Source organism: Pedococcus sp. P2_A3, from assembly GCF_056405035.1.
In genome coordinates, this window is sequence record NZ_JBFUCW010000048.1 from 1 (window position 1) to 2,301 (window position 2,301).

General features: G+C 68.1%; 2 protein-coding genes. Both read right to left on the reverse strand.

Translation table 11 applies throughout. The features are described 5' to 3' along the window. Positions 1 to 39 precede the first annotated feature (39 nt). Positions 40 to 456: a hypothetical protein gene (locus AC1DX8_RS21095; RefSeq protein ID WP_477631919.1), complete on the reverse strand. Its 417-nt coding sequence runs from the start codon at positions 454 to 456 to the stop codon at positions 40 to 42. 47 nt (positions 457 to 503) lie between these two features. Continuing rightward, the coding region (locus AC1DX8_RS21100) for a DUF7507 domain-containing protein (RefSeq protein WP_477631920.1) at positions 504 to 2,301 on the reverse strand (1,798 nt) is incomplete at its 5' end.

A 2,301-nucleotide genomic window follows, 5' to 3' on the forward strand; every position in this document is an offset into this window, starting at 1 on the left:
TGTCGGAACCGGCCGCTTCTGTCGCGCCGCGCGGGGCGGTCAGCTGACCGCCCGGGTTACGTGCGCCGAGCAGTCCAAGCCCTTGCCGGTCGCCTTGCCAAAGTCGGCCACCTCGAGCTTGGACTGGCCGGCGGCGTCGACAGTGACGTTCTTGGTCACGCTTGCCACCACGTGGGAGTCCTTGCCTGCCACCGAGATCCGCACGACATACGCGGCCTTGGCGCCGTCGGCATTGTTGATGGTGCCTGTGGCGGACCAGGAACCCTTCTCGTCCGGCTGGCACTCGAAGCCGGTGAGCGCCGCCCGCGCACCCAGCTGGGTGGCCGAAGCGGTCGGCTCCCCGGCCCTGTCGTGGGTAGCCTGAGCGCCTCCCCCGCCGCCAGAGCAAGCGGTGACGAGGGAGAGGATCCCCATCACGACCAGCGTCTGGTGTCGGATGGTGTGGCGGTTACTCATGGTGTTGTCCGTTCTGCTTGTTCGTGAAGATGGTTCGAGCATGGTGATCAGATGTCCATGGACTCACCGCGGCGGCGGCGGGCGACCACGACCATGAGCAGGCCCACCACCAGCAGGAGGAGCCCCAGGGCGACGGACGGCACCAGGTTCGAACCCGTGAACGCGAGGGAACCGAACTGGCCCGACTCATCATCCGCCGTGGGAACCTCGACCACGGACGGCGGCGACGAGACGCCACCTCCGGGTGGGGTCGTGCCCTCAGCCGTGGCGATGTTGCGCACCTGTCCCGCATCGATGTCCGCCTGCGTCACCACGTAGACGTCAGAGATGCAGTCCATCTCCGCGCCGGGAGCCAGGGTCGTCGTCGGACAGGACACCGACAGCCCGAGGGCGTTGAGCATCTCGTCGTCCACGAAGACGTCAGCGAGCGTGACGTTTCCGGTGTTCTCGACGTGGAACGCGAAGGTGACTTCGTCATCCACGCCAGCCAGGCGGTCGCCGTTGGCATCCTTGGTGAGTGCCGGCGACTTCACGAGGGACAGACCTGGTGCGGCTTCAGGCGTGGGCGTCGTGGTCGTCGACGGAGGCGTGACCACCGGCGKACCGGTMGGSGGSGTSCCCGAGGCGGTAGCSGAGTTGTCGACCGAACCCGCRTCGACGTCYGCCTGGGTCACCACGTACGCGCTCGAGGTGCACACCAGGGTGCCGCCAGGAGCGATCGTGGTCGTGGGACAGATCACGGTCACCTCCGGACCAGCGGGYGCSACSAGCTGGTCGGCGACCGTCACGTCGTGCAGGGTGACGTTGCCGGTGTTCGTCATCGTGAAGGTGAAGGTGACCTCGTCRCCSACYCCRGCCAGGCCGTCGTTGTTGACGTCCTTCGTGATCGACGCCGACTTCACCAGCGACAGGGCCGGRGCSGGGCTGGGGGTCGGGGTCGTGGTCGTCGACGGAGGCGTGACCACCGGCGKACCGGTCGGGGGCGTCCCCGATGCAGTCGCCGAGTTGTCGACCGAACCAGCGTCGACGTCCGCCTGCGTCACCACGTACGCGCTGGAGGTGCAGTCCATCGCGGCACCGGGAGCCAACGTCGTTGCCGGGCAGGTCACGGCGATGGCGGGCCCGGCCGGAGCGACCAGCTGGTCGTCCACCGAGACACCGGTGAGCGTGACATTGCCGGTGTTCTGGACGTGGAAGGTGAAGGTGACCTCGTCACCCACCCCAGCCAAGGAATCGTTGTTGACGTCCTTGGTGATCGCCGCCGACTTCACCAGCGTCAGCGCCGGGGAGGGAGTAGGCGTGGGAGTGGTGGTCGTCGATGGAGGCGTGACCACGGGCGTACCGGTCGGCGGGGTGCCCGAGGCGGTAGCGGAGTTGTCGATCGAACCCGCGTCGACGTCCGCCTGTGTCACGACATACACCGAGCTGGTGCACACCAGCGTGGCTCCGGGAGCGAGCRTCGTGGAGGGGCAGCTCACGCTGACCGCCGGCCCGGCCGGCGCCACGAGCTGGTCGTCCACCGAGACACCGGTCAGGGTGACGTTGCCGGTGTTCTTGATCGTAAAGGTGAAGGTGACCTCGTCACCCACCCCAGCCAGCGAATCGTTGTTGGCGTCCTTCGTGATCGCCGCAGACTTCACCAGGCTCAGGCCGGGCGTGGTCGGCGTGGGCGTGGTCGTCGTCGATGGAGGTGTGACGACGGGCGGACCGGTCGGCGGCGTGCCCGAGGCGGTAGCCGAGTTGTCGATCGAACCCGCGTCGACGTCCGCCTGCGTCACGACATACACCGAGCTGGTGCACACCAGCGTGGCTCCGGGAGCGAGCCCCCTCCACGATGCTCGCTCC

Bases quoted from the DNA above. Each gene is read 5' to 3' on its own strand.
- AC1DX8_RS21095 (WP_477631919.1), bottom strand. From the start codon at position 456: ATGAGTAACCGCCACACCATCCGACACCAGACGCTGGTCGTGATGGGG.